This window comes from Micromonospora sp. NBC_01740 (genome assembly GCF_035920365.1).
GTDB lineage: Bacteria > Actinomycetota > Actinomycetes > Mycobacteriales > Micromonosporaceae > Micromonospora > Micromonospora reichwaldensis.
The window spans coordinates 15,538-31,265 of the sequence record NZ_CP109150.1; the positions used below are offsets into that span (position 1 = coordinate 15,538).

The following is a 15,728-nucleotide window of genomic DNA, read 5'->3' on the forward strand; positions in this document are numbered from 1 at the left end:
TCGCCCGCTCAGCCCCAGTTCTGCGGGGCGGGCTGGCGGGTGGTGGCGTTCAACCGGTTGAAGAAGTTGGTGGTGGCGAGCCAGAGCACCAGCGCGGCCAGTTCCTTCTCCTCGAAGTGCCGGGCGGCCTCGTCCCACACCTCGTCGGGCACGGGGTCGGCCCGGTCGGCCAGCCGGGTCGCGGACTCGGCGAGCGCGAGTGCGGCCCGCTCGGCGTCGGTGAAGTACGGCGTCTCCCGCCAGGCGGCCAGCGCGAACAGCCGCTCCTCGGTCTCCCCCGCCTTCCGGGCGTTGCGGGCGCCGGAATCGAGGCAGGCGCTGCACCCGTTGATCTGGCTGGCCCGCAGGTGGACCAGCTCCAGGGTGCTCCCCGGGACCCCGGCCGAGTGGGCCGCCTTGTAGAGCAGATTGATCGCCTTCACCGCGTCGGGAAGCAGGGTCGCGGGGTTCCGCATACGGGCCTGTACGGACATCGTGTGCCGTCCTTCCTGTTACGCTGCCGACGCCCCCGCCGCAGCGCTTTCCTCGTTCGTCACCCTGCTGTCGACAGCCGGAGGGGCGACGTGACAGATGTGACCCGGGCCACACGAAGGCCGGAGGCCGACCGGGATGGCGATGCCGTGAGCGACACCGACCTGCTCGCCGAGCGCTTCGAGGAGCAGCGCCACCGGCTGCGCTCCGTGGCCCAGCGGATGCTCGGCTCCCGGGCCGAGGCCGACGACGCGGTCCAGGACACCTGGCTGCGGCTCAGCCGCGCCGACGTCGATGGCATCGAGAACCTGCCGGGCTGGCTCACCACCACCGTCGGGCGGGTCTGCCTCGACCGGCTGGGCTCCAGCGCCGCGCGGCACGAGCGGCCCGCCGACGTGGCCGCCGACGAGTCGACCACGCCCGGAGACGGCGAGCCCGACCCCGAGCGGGAGGCGATGCTCACGGAGTCGGTCGGGCGCGCGCTGGACGTGGTGCTCCGGACCCTCGGCCCCACCGAACGGCTCGTGTTCGTGCTGCACGACATGTTCGCGGTCTCCTTCGACGAGCTCGCGCCCGTGGTCGACCGCAGCCCGGCCGCCGTCCGGCAGATCGCCAGCCGGGCCCGCCGGCGCGTGCAGGGCGGGTCGCCGGCGCCGGAGGCCGACCGGGCCCGGCAGCGTGGGACCGTCGAGGCGTTCCTCGCCGCGTCCCGCGAGGGGCGCTTCGACGACCTGCTCACCCTGCTCGACCCGCACGTCGTCCTGCGCTCCGACGCGGCGGCCGTGCGGATGGGCGGGGCCGGCGAGGCATGCGGCTCGGCCACGGTCGCCAGCTTCTTCTCCGGCAAGGCGCAGGGGGCGGTGCCGGCGTTCGTGGACGGCGCACCGGGGGCGGTGGTGCTCGTCGACGGCCGTACCCGCCTGGTGCTCAGCTTCGTGGTCGCCGACCGGATCCTCGGCATCGAGGTGGTCGCCGACCCCGAGCAGATCGCCGGCCTGGACCTGGTTGTCGGGTGACGGTCCGCGCCGCCTGAGTCGCACGTCAGGGCGCGATCGGCGCTGGTGCGGCTGCTGCGTACGATTCGGGGCCGGGCATCCCCTCGTCCCGCGGAGGTAACGGCAGATGGCAGGCCAGCACGAGGGGTACGCCCTCGGCGTCGACCTCGGCACGTCCCACACCGTCGCCGTGCTGCGCCGGCCCGACGGGCACACCCGAGCACTGCTCGTGGACGGGCAGCCGATCATCCCCTCCGGCGTGTACGCCGACGCGGACGGGCTGCTGCACGCCGGCCGGGACGCCCAGCGGCTGGCCCGCACCGATCCGGGCCGGTACGAGCCCAACCCGAAGCGGCGCATCGACGAACCCGCGGTCGTGTTGGGTGACCGCCGGTATCCGCCGGCCGAACTGCTGGCCGCGACGCTGCACGCGGTGGCCCGGGCGGCCGTCGAGGCGGTCGGGTTCCTGCCCCCGGCGGTGCTGACGTGCCCGGCGACCTGGGACGCCGCCCGCCGCCAGGTGCTGGCCGACGCCCTGGCGACGGCCGGTTGGCCGTCGGCGGCCGAGCACACGCTCTCCGGTCCCACGCCGCCGGGCACCCGTCTGCTGCGGGAACCGGTGGCCGCCGCCCGCTACTACACGCAGGTGCTGCGCCGCCCGGTGCCGGTGGGCGGAACGATCGCGGTCTTCGACTTCGGCGCCGGGACGCTGGACGTCGCGGTGCTGCGCAACGAGGGCGCGGACCCGTGGGGCGACTCCGGGTTCACGGTCGTCACCGCGGGCGGCGCGGACGACCTCGGTGGCCTGGACGTGGACGCCGCCCTGCTGGGTCGCCTCGGCGAACTGGTCGCCGAGGCGCACCCCGACCGGTGGGAGCGGCTCACCCGCCCGGAGTCCGCGACCCAGTGGCGGGAGCGCCACGAGCTCTGGGAGAACGTCCGGGGCGCGAAGGAGATGTTGTCGCGGGTGCCGGCGGCGCCGGTGGCCGTGCCGGGGGTGGAGGCGGCGGTCACGCTCACCCGGGCCGACCTGGAGCGGGTGGCCGGGCCGCTGCTGGGCCGGGCGGTGGCGGTGACCCGGGACGTGATCGGCGCGGCCGGCCTCGACCCGCAGCAGCTCTCCGGCCTGTTCCTGGTCGGTGGCGCCACCCGGATGCCGATGGTGGCCCGGCTGCTGCACGCCGAACTGGGCGTGGCCCCGACCGTGCTGGAGCAGCCGGAGCTGCCGGTGGCCGAGGGGGCGCTGACCGACCTGCCCCTGCCCCGGCGCGCCCGGGCCGCCGACGCCTTCGCCGCACCCGCGCAACCCCCCGCTGCGGCGCAACCGGCCGGCGCACCACAGCCCGATCCCGCCGTGCCGGCACCGCAGGCCCCCGCAGCGGCACCGCCCGCCGTGCCGGCGCAGCCCGCATCCGCCGGCAGCACGCCGCACGCGCCCGCCGCGTCGGGGGACGGCGTCGGCGGCCAGGACGGCAGTGCGCCGACCGTGCCCGCCGGCCCGGCCCCCACGCCGACCGCCGTCGCCGGACCGGAGGGCGTCACGCCGGCCCTGCCCGCCGGGCTGACGCCGACCATGGTCGCCGGGCCGCCGACCGCCCCGACCGTGCCCGCCGCACCGTCACCGGCCGACCCGTTCGCACCACCGGGCGCGGGCCCGGCACCGTTCGCACCGCCGGGAGCGGGCCAGTCACCGTTCGCACCGCCGTGGGCGCCGGCTGCGGGCTCGTCGGGCGCACCGGCCGAAGGCTCGGCACCGTACGCACCGCCGGGGACTCCGGCCGCAGCCCCGGCCTCGGGCGCACCGGCGGGCGGCGCGGCACCCTACGCGCCGCCGGGCGTACCCCAGGGTGGTCCTGCGGGGGTGTGGCCGGGCGTACCCGTCTCCGGCACGCCCGTGTCGGCGTCGCCCGGCGGCGGCCGGAGTCGGCCGGCGCTCCCCCGACGCCGGGCGCTGTGGGTCTCGCTCGCCGCCGTGTTGGCGCTCGCCGGCGTGGCGACGGCGGCGGTGCTGTACCTGACCCGCGACCGCTACCCCGCCCTGGAGTTCCGGACCGTCGACCAGCTGACCCGGGTGCCCGCCGGCACGGAACGACCGGCGGACATGTTCACCGCGGTCCTCGGGCAGCGGGCCTATCTCGGGTATCCGCTCGGCGACGGGCGGCTGGAGGTGGTGGCGGTCGACGCCGGCACCGGCGCGGTGAAGTGGCGGAAGCAGACCGCGGTGTCCTCCGACCGGTGGAAGGGGATCGTCGCCCTGCCCGGCGCGGTCGCGGTCTTCGCCGACGCGATCGGCGACGACACCCCCCGGGACCTCGTGCTGCTCGACGGCGCCTCCGGCGACCAGCGGTGGCGCCGGTCGATCCTGGGCAACGACGACGTGATCTTCGGCGACGGCGTCGCGGTGCAGGTGGACCGCGCCGGGAAGCGGCTCGTCGGGCTGCGCCTGGGCGACGGCGGGGAGGTCTGGTCGCAGCCCAGCCCGCGCGACGAGTACGACAACACCCGCACCAGCGTCCACCCGGTCACCACCGACAAGGCCCTGGGCGGCCCGGCCTTCCTCGACGGCTCCCCGCGCGATCCCTGGCGCGGCGAGGTCAACCGGATCGTGCAGGTGGGCGCGGACCGGTCCGTCCGACTGGTCGACATGGGCAGCGGCCAGGTGGTCCGCACCCGCGCCGGGGTGGCCGACCACGACGACCTGGTGGTGGCGCACGAGGACCGCCTCTACGTGGCCCGCGACGACGCCGGTTACCAGCTGCTCGCGTACGACCTGACGAGCGACGCCCAGCCGAAGGTGCTGTACACGGCCGAGGACGACAAGCGCCGGCCGGAGGCCCTGGTGCCCTGCGGCGAGCGGCGGGCGTGCCTGCTGGAGGTGACCGGCGGCGACGACGAGACCACCGAGGTCGTGGCGGCCACCGAGGAGAAGGTGAGCAAGTGGAAGGCGCCCCGGGCGACCCGGCTCGTGCCGCTCGGCGAGCACCTGCTCGCCCGGCGGACCTCCCCGGAGTCGGCCGGCACGCTGTTCGGCCCCGACGGTCGCGCCGTGCTCTCCGACCGTCGCGGGGTGGCGGTCCGGCTCGACGCGGGCAACCTGCTGCTCCTCGCCGACCCGCCCAGCTCGGTCGAGGACGACCGCAGCGTCGCCGGGCTGTCGGTGGGCTCGGGTGAGGTGGCCGAGCTGGGCCAGTTGGCGGACGTACGCAGCGACACGTGCTCGTGGAACACCAGCGTGATCGCCTGCGGTGCCGGCAGGCAGAGCGGGGACGCCGGGGCGGAGTCCCCGTACGGATTCGTGCTCTACCGGTTCGCCGGGTAGCCGACACCCCGACAGGCATTCAGATGGATCTATATAGCCGATAGCCTCCTCTCAACGGCCAGGCTGCTCCGCGTCCGGTCACGAGCCGGCGCGGGGCCGACAGGAGGAGGACCGGCAGATGACACTTCCCCGTACCCGGCGATGGCGGGCCCGCGCGGTGGGCGTACTCGCCGCCGCCGCGGTCGTCGCCGCGATGGGCACCCCCGCGGCGGCCACCCCGGCCACCGGCGAGATCCTGCACGCCGACGCCCCGAACGCGGTGACCGACGGATACGTCGTCGTGCTCAGGGACGACGCCATCGGACGCGCCGACGACCGGCGGGCCACCGTCACGGACGCCGCCGGGCGGCTGGCCGACCGCTACGGGGCCACCGTCGACCGCGTCTACGGGCACGCGCTCAACGGATTCGTGGCGCACCTGCCGGAGCGGGCCGCCCGGCGGCTCGCCGCCGACCCGGCCGTGGCGTACGTGGAGCGGGACCGGGTGGTGACCCTCGTCGGGCCGGGCGTACAGCTCAACCCGCCGTCGTGGGGCCTGGACCGCATCGACCAGCGCAACCTCCCGCTCGACGGCCGGTACGCCTACCCCAACACCGCGCACAACGTGCACGCGTACGTCATCGACACCGGCATCCGGAGCACGCACGGCGACTTCGGCGTCCGGGCCGGCGGCGGCGTCGACCTCGTCGACGGCGGCCCGGCGGACGACTGCAACGGCCACGGCACCCACCTCGCCGGCATCATCGGCGGCACCCTGCACGGGGTGGCGAAGGAGATCCGGCTGCGGCCGGTACGGGTGCTCAACTGCGCCGGCAGCGGCACCTTCTCCCAGGTGATCGCCGGGGTGGACTGGGTCACCGCGAACGCCGTGCGGCCGGCGGTGGCGCTCCTGGCACTCGGCGGCGGCGCCAGCACGGCGCTGGACGCCGCGGTGAACCGATCGATCTCGTCCGGGGTGACCTACTCCGTCACGGCGGGCAGCTCGAACGCCAACGCCTGCAACTTCTCGCCGGCGCGGGTCGCGGCGGCGCTCACCGTGGCGGGCACCACCAGCACCGACGCCCGGATGCCGAGCGGCAACCACGGCAGCTGCATCGACCTGTTCGCCCCCGGCGCCAACATCACCTCCACCTGGCACACCGGCGACGCGGCGGTGACCACCATCAGCGGCAGCTCGATGGCCGCCGCGCACGTCACCGGCTGCGCCGCGCTCGCCCTCTCGGCCAATCCGACCTGGAGCCCGGCGCAGGTGGCCGCGTACCTGGTCGGCAGGGCGACGACCGGCGTGGTGACGGGCGTGGTCAGCGGCACGCCGAACCGTCTGCTCTACTGCGGCCCCTGACCCGCGCGGCCCGTCACACCGGCGGGCCGCACGGCTCACCCGCGGCCGCGGCCGTGAACTCCGGCTGCGGCCGCGGCTGGGGCCAGGGCTGCGGCTGCGGCTGCGGCTGCGGCGGGAAGATCGATGTTCGGCGGGCCTTGTCCGCGCAGGGCTCGCCGACTACCGTTCAATCGATGATCGACTATCTGGTCATCGGCGGCGGAATCGCGGGCGCCAGCGCCGGACACCACCTCGCCGCGTACGGGACCGTGGTGCTGCTGGAGATGGAGCAGGTCCCCGGCCAGCACTCCACCGGCCGCTCGGCCGCCGTGTTCTCCGAGTACTACGGCGGGCCGGCGGTGCGCGCGCTGACCCGGGCCAGCCGGGGCTTCCTCACCGCGCCGCCGCCGGGGTTCGCCGAGCACCCGCTGCTCACCCCGCGCGGCACGCTCAGCCTCTGCCCACCGGGCAGCGAGGACGCCTTCGAGGCGGCGCTGCGCGACGGGGCCGAGGTGGACCCGCCGGCCCGCGAAATCGACGTCGCCGACCTGCCCCGGCACTGCCCCGTCGTACGGCCGCAGTGGTGCCGGCGGGCGATGGTGAAACCGGCCGTGCGGGACCTCGACGTCGCCGCGCTGCACCAGGGCTACCTGCGCGGCATCCGGGCGGCCGGCGGCCGGGTCGTGTGCGGCGCGCGGGTACGCCGGCTGCGGCGCGGCGGCGACGGTTGGCAGGTGGACACGGACGCCGGCGAGTTCACCGCCCGGGTCGTCGTCAACGCGGCAGGCGCCTGGGCCGACGAGGTCGCGACGGCGGCCGGCGTACGACCGGTGGGGTTGACGCCCCTGCGGCGCACCGCCTTCCTGGTGGACGCGCCGGCCGGTGTCCCGGCGGGGGACTGGCCGATGGTCAACGACGTCGACGGCACCTTCTACTTCAAGCCGGAGTCGGGGCGCCTGCTGGTCTCCCCGTGCGACACCACTCCCGTGCCGCCGGGCGACGCCCGCCCCGACGACCTCGACGTGGCGATCGGCGCCGACCGGGTGCAGGCGGCGACCACACTGGACATCCGTCGCGTCCACCAGCCCTGGGCCGGGCTGCGGACCTCCGTCCCGGACGACGTGCCCGTGATCGGCCCGGCGCCCGACGCGCCGGATTTCCTCTGGATGGCCGGGCTCGGCGGCTACGGCGTCCAGACCTCGCCGGCGGCGGGCGCCCTGCTAGCCGCGCTGGCGGTCGACGCCCTGCCCCCGGTCGACCCCACCCCGCTGTCCCCGTCCCGCCTCCCCTGACCCGACCCGGCCACCCGGGTCGATCATGAGGTTGGCGGGCGCCGAGGAGATCGGCTTCGCCGCCAACCCCATGATCAGCGAGGCATGGGTGGGTGGGAGGTCAGCCGGAGTGTTGGTTCAACGGGGAGCGGCGGGGCAGCATCGTCCACGCCGAGAGGGCCGCCGACAGCAGCGCCGCCAGCAGCATCACCTGGAAGACCGCCGGGTAGCCGGCCATGCTGGCGACCAGGCCGGCCAGCGGCGCCCCGGCCACCAGGCCGATGTCCCAGAACGAGGTGAACGCGCCGAGCGCCGTCCCCTGGTGGGCCGGGTCCGTGCGGTTGATCACCAACAGGGCCAGCGCCGGGAAGAGCAGCGAGAGCCCGGCGCCGATCACCAGCCCGCCGAGGACCGCGACCAGCAGGTTCGGCGCGACCGCGACCAGGAGCAGCCCCACCGCCTCCACCAGAGCCGACCCGACGGCCACCCGGCCGGCACCGAGCTTGTCGGGCAGCCCGCCCACGACGAGCCGGACCCCCACGTAGGTGAAGCCGAACGCGTTGAACGCGACGATGCCGTTCTCGATGCCCCGCTCCGCCATGTGCAGGGCCACGAACGCGGCCAGCGCGGCGTAGCCGAACCCGGCCAGGGAGAGCGCGACGCCGGGCGCCACCGCGCTGCGCGGCAGGATGCCGGCCCGGCCCGCCGGGCTCGCCTGCTGCGGCCGCGGTCGGGTCGCGACGAGCGCGGCCCCGACGGCCGCCGCCAGGACCGCGAACAGCCACACCGCGGGATAGCCGGAGGTACGCAGCAGCACCGCGCCGAGCAGGGCGCCCAGCGTGATGCCCAGCCACATGTAGATGCCGTACAGGCCGACGACGCGGCCCCGCCGGTCGGCCGGCGCCAGCGCCACCAGCCAGGCCGCGCCGGCGGTGTAGACGGCCGCCTCACCGATCCCGTGCAGGACCCGGACGCCGACCAGCACGCCGATGTTGCCGGCCACCAGGTAGGCCGCCCCGGCGGCGGCACACACCACCGCCCCGCCCAGCATCACCGTCCGGTACCCGTGCCGGTCGCCGACCCGGCCGGCGATGGGCCGGGCGATCACGGCGGAGACCGCGATCGCGGCGATCACCACCCCCACCTCGACCCGGTTGCCGCCCAGCTCGTCGAGGACGTAGAACGGCAGCACCGCCAGGGACGCGCCCACGCCGAGCAGGCACAGGAAGATCGCGGCGAAGAGCGGGACGATGGGCCGGTAGAACGATAGTTTCCCGCCGGTCGTGGTCATGCGGTGACGCTCCTAGCCCGTGCTCCGTGAGGCCTTGCTGGGCGGTGAGGTGTTCCGGCATCGCGGTTGCCGACGCAGGTCGAGTCCCCAGTGGACCGACCAGCGACCAGGCAGACCGAAGGCCGACCGGGCACCTCGCGCTCAGGATAGCGGCATCGAAGCGGAACGATCCAATCGACGACTCAAGACCGTCGCCGACGGCTGCGCCACCACCTGGATCCACGCCCCCTCAACCGGGTCCGCGAACGCACCAGCCCCGGCGGCAGCCTGCTGACGGAGCAGCCCCGGGGCGAACCTCCGCGTCGCGTGACCTCATCCAACGACCGCCATGCAGGTTGTCCTTCGCGAGATCATCGATCACGGGACACGAGCATGCCATCCGACCGCGAGCGGAGCAGCCCCGTACCTCAAGGCGCCGTGTTCGCAATTAGCCGGCACCAGTCCGACGAGGATCCAGTGCCTCGCCTTTGCAGGTGATCAGGACACCATGTGCGCTACCCAGCCGCTTTGAGGTACATGGCGTCCTGACCACGAACGGCTGGTCCGGCGTTCGGTCGGGTAACCGCTGGGGAACCAGCATTCCGACCGAGGCGCGGGTTCGCGACGAACTCCGGGGTCCGTCATGGTGTCCGTCGGCGGACGTGACCCACGTGGGACGCTGTCGAGCTGATGTCGCAGACGATTCACCGCCGTCTGGGGCCACAGTGGCCCGGACGACGCCTGATGTCACAGACGACTCAGCTCGACAGCGTCACACACCCTCCCGCCCCAGACCGGCTCGGCGGCCACCACCGTCCCACGCAGCACGGATCACCCGGCCAAGGCTGTACGACGAGGCGCTAGGCCGGTACGACGTGGAAGAAGTGGGTCGGCAAGTGCACGGCCAGTCCCTCGTGGATCTCGGCGCAGACGGCCGGACCGTCGGTGGACAGGGTGCCGGGCGGCGGGGTGTCGACGCGGATCGCGGACCGTCCGGCGTCCAGCAGGCGGGCCGCCATCGCGAAGTCGCCCACCACCGCCTCGCCCGGCGCCACCATCCGCGTACGGCTGATCTGGACGCCGTTGCGGGTCAGGTCCGTCAGGAGGGAGCCCTTCCCGAGCAGGTGGGTGTAGTAGTCCCGCGGGTTGACGATCATCGCGTGCGGGGTGGCCCCGGTCTGCTCGATCTCGTCGCAGGCGGCGAGCAGGCCGCTGAGCCAGTCGTGCCGGTACGGCAGCCGCCCGATCTCCGGGTGCCGCAGCAGGCCGCCCTCGCCGATGGTCAGCGCCTGGTTCTCGGCCGTGGCGAGGCGGACCAGCAGCCGGTAGTCGATGAAGGAGGCCAGCGCCTCCGGGTCGTCGGCGAGTTCCTCGGGGATACGCACCCAGGCGCGGATCGGGTGCACCCCGGCGGAGGCGGTGCCGAACCGGAAGGCGGCCTCCCGGCGCAGGACCGACTCGTGCACGGCGGCGGCCTCGCCCGCGTCGGGCCGGCCCTCGGACCAGAACCGGACCGGCTCCATGCCGACCGGCCGCTTGCGGAACAGGTTGCGCACGGTCACCCGGGGGCGTTCCTTGGTCGGCTGGAAGGCGTCCGTGATGGTGTAGTCGAAGCGCACCTCGGCGCCGGCGGGATCGTCGGCGTACGCGCGGGCGAACAGCTCACCCGGCGACAGCGTCGACGACGCGGTCACGGGCGGCGCGGCGGTGGTGGTCATGAGTCCTCCCCGATGGAGATGGCGTGCCGGATCAGCCGCTCGTAGAAGGGCTGGTGGTAGTCGTGGTACGACCGCAGGGTGTCGTTGTTGGCGACGGTCACCTCGAAGGACTTCTCGACCGGCGAGAAGCCCGAGGTGCGTTCGACGTCGAGGTGCCACTTGCGCGTACGCCGCCACTCGGTGCGCTCCCCCGGCGCCCAGTTCAGCGCCTCGGGCCGGAACGGCAGCCCCACGGCCTCGCACCAGGCCGACACCGTCTCCCCCGGGTGCCGCAGCAGGTCCTCGGCCCGGATCACCACCGGCGGCCGGTGCGCGGTCCGGCTGACCAGGTCGTACAGCTCCCACTGGTGCTCGTAGCCGATCTCCGGGCAGGTCACCGTCGGCTTGATCGCGTAGTGCGAGCTGATCGTGCGGGCCGGTTCCCGGACGATGAAGGTGTGCGTGACGTCGGCGATCGCTCCGGGATCGGCGAACAGGTGCCGGTAGCGGTATTCGAGCGTGTCCTTGACGAAGACGGTCCGGTCCCGGCCCAGCTCCGTCAGATGCGCGACGACCTCGGCCGCGTCGGTCACGGTGACGGCGCCGCCGTCGGCGGCGGGCAGCTCGACGTGCCCCTCGTCGACGAGGGTGACCAGGGGCTCGTGGACGACCGTGACGTCGCCGCGGGCGATCATCATGCGCAGGAACGCGGTGGAGAGCGCCCGGGGATGCGCCCACATGGCGATCACCGGCATGCCGGCCTCCCGTACCGCGTCTCCCGCCGCCCCGGGGCGGCGCCGCGGCGGGGCGCGCTCACTGCGACCACGACGTCGGCTTGCGGTCCCACCGGTGGCCGCGCAGCGTGTCCAGCAGCCCGGCGTCCAGCGGTACGCCGTCGCTGACGGCCAGGTTGGCGCGGACGTGCTCGGCGCGGCGCATGCCGGGGATCACCGTGCTCACCGCCGGGTGGTGCAGGATGAACCGCAGCGCCAGCTCCGGCATGGTCATCCCCGCCGGCACGTCGGCGGCCAGCCGCTCGGCGCGCTCCACGCTGGGCAGCAGGTTCTCCGGCCCGAAGTACGTGCTGCGCCAGTCCTCCTCCGGCCAGGTGCTGTCGGCGGTCAGCGTGCCGGTCAGCGTCCCCTCGTCGAACGGGACGCGGGCGATGATCGCGATGTCGTCGCGCTGGGCGCGCGGGAACAGCTCGTCCTCCGGCGCCTGGTCGAAGATGTTGTAGATGACCTGCACGACGTCGATCAGGCCGGTGTCGAGGGCGGCGTGGCAGTTCGTCGGCTCCCACCGGTTGACGCTGATCCCGACGCCGTCGACCAGGCCCTCCCGCTTGAGGTCCGCGACGGCCTCCTGCCAGCGGCCGTCGGCGGCCCACCGGTCCTCCCAGACGTGGAACTGGAGCAGGTCGATCCGGTCCACGCCGAGGTTCTCGAGGCTGCGGTGGGTGAACTCGCGGATGTGCTCGGCCGGGAAGACGTCGTCCAGGGTGTCCTGGGGGCCGGGCGGCCACTCGCGGTTCTTCGGCGGGATCTTGGTGGCCAGGTACAGCCGGCGGTCCGGGTGCCGGCGCACCAGGCCGCCGAGGAGCTGCTCACTGACGCCCCGCCCGTAGACCCAGGCGGTGTCGAAGAAGTTGCAGCCCCGTTCCACCGCCTCGTCCAGGCAGGCCGGCGCGGTGTCGTAGTCCCAGCCGGTGAAGCCGCCGGGCCCGCCCCCGATGCCCCACATCCCGTACCCGACCTCGCTGACCTGCCAGTCGAGCCGACCCATCCTGCGGTATCGCATTCCACTCCCTCATCCGTGCCGGAAATTGCGTCGCGCGCGACCGTTCACCCTGGTCCCGCCGGCAGCAGCAGCCGGTCGGCCTCCCGCCCCTCGTGCGCGCCCAGCCAGGCGCGGTAGGCGCCGACGGACGGGCCGAGCCGGTGGTCGGTGAAGCCCCGGCGGCGTTCCAACTCGGCGCAGCCGTCGCGCCGGAAGAGCCGGGGGTTGTCGGTGAGCAGCGTCGCGAAGACCGCGCGCAGCCGCTCCTCGTCGGCGCCCGCGCCGGGCGGGAAGAGGGCCAGCAGCACGGCGGCGTCGCGGTCGCCCTCGCCGGCCGCCTCGCGCAGCCCCGCCAGGAACCGCGCGCAGCTCACCCGGGGCAGGGCGTCCGCGCCGCCCAGCGGCAGGTCGGTGAAGTCGACGCTCACCGGGTGCAGGACGTGCAGCGTGCCGCCCCACTGGCGGGGGTCGACGACCGTGGCGACGATCCGCCGGGCGGCCCAGTCCACCGGCGTCCAGTCGGAGCGCACGGGCGCGTCGGGCCGCATCCGCAGCCGGTGGCAGGCCGCCAGCAGCAGGTGGGTCAGGGCCCGGGGATTGGGGTGGCCGTCGTCGGCCGCGGGCATCACCTCGCCGAGGCGCAGCACCGTGACGGTCGCGCCGCGCCGCCGGGCGTCGTCGAGGTACCGCTCCGCCACCCACTTCGACCGGCTGTAGCCGCTCGTCGGCGGGACGGCGAGGGCCGGGTCGTACGTCTCGGGCAGCGGCTGCGGATGGCGGGCGGCCTCGCTGTCGAGGACGCCGAGGGTGGAGACGTGGTGCAGCGGCTTCGGCCGTCCCGTCAGGCACAGCCGCAGCAGCTCGGCGGTGCCGAGGACGTTCGCTGCGCGGTGGGCCCGGTAGTCGAACAGGAAGTTGACAAGCGCCCCGGCGTGCAGCACGAGGTCGCAGTCGTGGGCCAGCCGGTCCCACGCCTGCGGGGTCAGGCCGAGGGCCGGGCTGCCGAGGTCGGCCGCGTACCCGTGCAGGCGCGGGCCGTGGCCGGGCCGCCACAGGCCCCGCTCGGCCAGCGCGCGCACGACGCGGGCGGTGGCCTCGGCGTCGTCGGCCGCGCGGGCCAGGCAGAGCACCCGGACGTCGGTGGTGGCGAGCAGCTCGTGCACCAGGCGCGCGCCGACGAAGCCGGTGGCGCCGGTTACCAGGACCGTACGCGGCGCCCGGCGCCGGCCGACGGGGCGTACGGGCAGGTCGGCCGGGATCTTCGCGTCCCGCTCCACCAGCTCGTCCTCGGTCTCGGTGGGATCGGCCGTGCGCAGCCGTACGGCGAGCGCCCGGGCGAGCCGGGCGGCGCTGCGGTGGGTGAACAGGTCCTGCACGCCGACGCGCAGGCTCTGGTCCGCGCCGAGGGCGGTGACCGCGTCGAGGGCCTGGAGCGAGTCGCCCCCGGCGTCGAGGAAGTCGGTGTCGGGGTCGAGGTCGGGCCGGCCGAGGACCGTCCGGAACACCCCCAGCACCCGCTCGGGCAGCGTCCGCGCCTCGGCGGGCGCGGCCGACGGACGGGTCCGGTCGGCGAACGTGCGGTCCAGCCATGCCTCCAGCGCCTGCCGGTCGACCTTGCCGTTGCCGGTCAGCGGCAGCGCGTCGCGCACGACGACGTGCCGGGGCACGTGGGTCCGGGGCAGCAGCAGCCGCAGGTGCGCCCGCACCTGCGGCTCGGTGACCTCGGGGTCGGCGGCGAGGAAGAGGGCCAGCGACTTCCCCCGGTGCTCGCGGGCGAGCAGGACCTTCGCCTGCCGTACGCCGGCCAGCCGGGTGGCGGCGGTCTCGATCTCACCCGCCTCGATCCGGACGCCGTTGACCTTGAGCTGGTGGTCGCGGCGGCCGGCGAAGTGCAGCCGGCCGTCGGGGGCGATCCGGCCGAGGTCGCCGGTGCGGTAGAGCCGGGCACCCGGGATGTCGGGGAGCGGGTTGGGCACGAACACCTCGGCGGTGCGGGCCGGGTCGCCGAGGTATCCCTCGCCCAGGCACACGCCGCCGATGACGATCTCGCCGGTCTCGCCCGGCGGCAGGGGGCGCAGCTCGTCGTCCACGACGGCGGCGTAGCAGTTGTCGATGGGCCGGCCGATGGGGATGACGTCACCGTCGCTGCGGGCGACGGTGTGGAAGATCATTCCGATCGACGCCTCGGTCGGGCCGTAGCCGTTGGTGACCGCCACGCCCGGCACCAACTCGACCAGCCGGTGCACCGCCCAGGGGTCGATCTCCTCGCCGCCGACGATCACGTTGCGCAGCGAGGCGACGGCGCGGCGGGCCGCCGGGTCCCGGTCCAGGACCGACACCAGCGCGCCGAGCACGCTCGGCACGAAGTCGGTCATCGTGACGGTCTCGTCGGCGATGGTCCGGATGGTCCGCTCAACGTCGAGGAACCCGCCCTCGACCGGCACCACCGTGCGGCCTCCGGTGGTCAGCGGCCAGAACATCTGCCACACCGACGAGTCGAAGGTGTGCCGGCTGTTCTGGAGCACCACCTCGTCGCCGGTCGCCGCGAAGTGTCGCGTCATGAACCGCAGCCGGTTGGCGATCCCGTCGTGCCGGTTCAGTGCGCACTTCGGGGTGCCGGTGGTGCCGGAGGTGAAGATGCCGTAGATCAGGTCGGCCGGGCCGATCGGCACGCCGGGCCGGCGGCGGGTCGGGGTGATCTCGTCGAGGTCGACGGGCAGGCAGGGGACGTCGCCGGTGTCGGGACGCGGGCCGGTGCCGCGTACCACCGCGAGCCGGGGCCGCACCTCCCGCAGCGAGGCGTGCAGCCGGTCCGCCGGCCAGCCGGGATCGACGGGCACGAAGGCCGCGCCGAGCTTCATCAGCGCCAGGTCGACGACGGGCAGTTCGAGCCCGTCGGCGATCAGAACGGGCACCACGTCGCCCCGCCGGACGCCCCGCCCGGTGAGGGCGGCGGCCACGCCGTTGGCCAGGTCGTCGAGTTCGCGGTACGTCAGCGAACGGCCCCGGAACGACACCGCCCGGCGGTGCGGGTGCCGGTCGACGCGCTCCTCGACCATGCCGGGCACGGCCAGGAAGGGCCGGTCGTCGTACGCCCTCCCGGCGGCCGCCGCAGTGGTGGCGGTGCACCGGCAGGTGGGCCCGTCGGAGACGGGAACCGCCGCCGCGGATCCGGTGTCGCCCGCCCTCATCACGCCTCCTGTCCCCGTGCCCGCAGGCCTGTCGTCATGCTGCGGACGGGACGAATCCGACCCGACGCGCAGCAAGGGTAGTTATCGGCGCCGGTCGATGCCCTGGCTGCTGGTCAAGGACACTAGAGGGCCGATCGATGGGAGGGAATATGCAACTTTCTGCTACATCGATTCCCGTCACTTGGAAGTGGTGACCGCGCTCCCCGCGCGCCGCCCGTCCGGCAGACAGGCCTCCCACCAGGGAATCCTTCGCCCACCTGCCGGCGTACGCGGAGATTCCACGCTGGACCGTCGGTTACGCGCGGAGGTGTACCGGCGGCGCGAACGGACACCCCCGCCACCCGACAAGCAGGCGCGATGACGGACGGTAGCCAGCAACGCGCGGGCCGTTCGAGCCGGCGCAGCGGGTCGCGGGTG

Annotated in this window: 10 protein-coding genes; 4 read left to right on the plus strand and 6 right to left on the minus strand. The window is 74.8% G+C overall.

Translation table 11 applies throughout. The features are described 5' to 3' along the window. Positions 1–8: 8 nt before the first annotated feature. The gene (locus OG989_RS00080) at positions 9–473 is read right to left on the minus strand and encodes a carboxymuconolactone decarboxylase family protein (protein WP_225852341.1); all 465 of its coding nucleotides are present in this window, start codon (positions 471–473) and stop codon (positions 9–11) included. 147 nt (positions 474–620) lie between these two features. Between OG989_RS00080 and OG989_RS00085 the strand changes: the two genes are divergently transcribed. The 4 genes from OG989_RS00085 (at position 621) to OG989_RS00100 (ending at position 7,398) form a co-directional block, all read left to right on the plus strand. Beyond that, positions 621–1,487, plus strand: coding sequence for a sigma-70 family RNA polymerase sigma factor (locus tag OG989_RS00085; protein ID WP_151455991.1), 867 nt, complete (start codon positions 621–623; stop codon positions 1,485–1,487). Positions 1,488–1,593: 106 nt separating this feature from the next. After that, a complete protein-coding gene (locus OG989_RS00090; RefSeq protein WP_327029348.1) occupies positions 1,594–4,785 on the plus strand; it encodes an Hsp70 family protein in 3,192 nt (1,063 codons plus the stop codon). Positions 4,786–4,903: 118 nt separating this feature from the next. Next, positions 4,904–6,127: a S8 family peptidase gene (locus tag OG989_RS00095; protein WP_327029349.1), complete on the plus strand. Its 1,224-nt coding sequence runs from the start codon at positions 4,904–4,906 to the stop codon at positions 6,125–6,127. Positions 6,128–6,300: 173 nt separating this feature from the next. Then, positions 6,301–7,398: an NAD(P)/FAD-dependent oxidoreductase gene (locus tag OG989_RS00100; RefSeq protein WP_327029350.1), complete on the plus strand. Its 1,098-nt coding sequence runs from the start codon at positions 6,301–6,303 to the stop codon at positions 7,396–7,398. Positions 7,399–7,498: 100 nt separating this feature from the next. Here OG989_RS00100 and OG989_RS00105 read toward each other — a convergent pair whose 3' ends face one another. The 5 genes from OG989_RS00105 to OG989_RS00125 form a co-directional block, all read right to left on the minus strand. After that, a complete protein-coding gene (locus tag OG989_RS00105) occupies positions 7,499–8,668 on the minus strand; it encodes an MFS transporter (RefSeq protein WP_151454979.1) in 1,170 nt (389 codons plus the stop codon). Between the two features lie 839 nt (positions 8,669–9,507). Further along, positions 9,508–10,365 carry a family 3 encapsulin nanocompartment shell protein gene (locus OG989_RS00110; RefSeq protein ID WP_151454978.1) on the minus strand — a complete coding sequence of 286 codons (858 nt, stop codon included), beginning with the start codon at positions 10,363–10,365 and terminating at the stop codon, positions 9,508–9,510. Then, a complete protein-coding gene (locus OG989_RS00115; RefSeq protein WP_327029351.1) occupies positions 10,362–11,099 on the minus strand; it encodes a hypothetical protein in 738 nt (245 codons plus the stop codon). The genes OG989_RS00110 and OG989_RS00115 overlap by 4 nt, the downstream gene beginning before the upstream one ends. 58 nt (positions 11,100–11,157) lie before the next feature. Further along, entirely contained in the window at positions 11,158–12,141 is a 984-nt protein-coding gene (locus tag OG989_RS00120) for an aldo/keto reductase (protein WP_151454976.1), read from the minus strand. Between the two features lie 44 nt (positions 12,142–12,185). Then, on the minus strand, positions 12,186–15,311 hold the full coding sequence (locus tag OG989_RS00125; RefSeq protein ID WP_327029352.1) for a non-ribosomal peptide synthetase: 3,126 nt from the start codon (positions 15,309–15,311) through the stop codon (positions 12,186–12,188). Between the last annotated feature and the right edge of the window lie 417 nt (positions 15,312–15,728).